Below are 610 nucleotides of genomic sequence, written 5' to 3'. Positions count from 1 at the left end.
ATACCTGCCGTTATACTCCACCCAAAGTTGTTTTTGGTTAACCAAAATAATTTGAACAAGTGAGACGGTATTACTTACGGTTTTGGCATCCCAAAATGATTTTAAGGCGTGGGCGTTATGAATAGCAGCGGAATGGGAGGTTTTAATAGAAGTCAACGTTATTATAGAGCCAATTGCGCTGTGCGGAAGCAAGCACAAATAGCCGTTTTAGGGTATCAAAGAAAACATTTTACCCCTGCACAAACCAGGATTTGAGCGAGTTTTAGAAATGGGCGGGCGTTAAATAGCCAATATTGCCCCCAAGGGAAAAAATTAAGCGGAACGCGCAACTGCGGGAGATTTGCGGATTTGACCCGTGGTTGGGGGAACGGGCGGTTCCGCCGTCTCACGTATACAGCCGTTTCTGCCGGAAACTTATGGAACACATCGACGAAGTAGAAAAAATATTTACCCGCCTGGTGGACGAAATAAGCAAGCAGTTACCGGATTACGGGCGGATCCTGGCCGTGGACAGCAAAGCCATTAACAGTCTGAGTCGAGGCAAGAAGCAGGAAGGAGCGTCACCAAAGCCTGATGGGCGCCGCGACACCGATGCCGACTTTGGGAAGAA

General features: G+C 48.0%; 1 protein-coding gene. It reads left to right on the top strand.

Features of this window, described 5'->3' with window-relative positions:
- Positions 1 to 293: 293 nt before the first annotated feature.
- Positions 294 to 610: transposase (locus KKC1_RS11770; protein WP_238134298.1), on the top strand; the 317-nt coding region annotated here is incomplete at its 3' end.

This window comes from Calderihabitans maritimus (assembly GCF_002207765.1).
Lineage (GTDB): Bacteria > Bacillota > KKC1 > Calderihabitantales > Calderihabitantaceae > Calderihabitans > Calderihabitans maritimus.
This window is presented reverse-complemented; position numbering and strand designations above follow the sequence as displayed.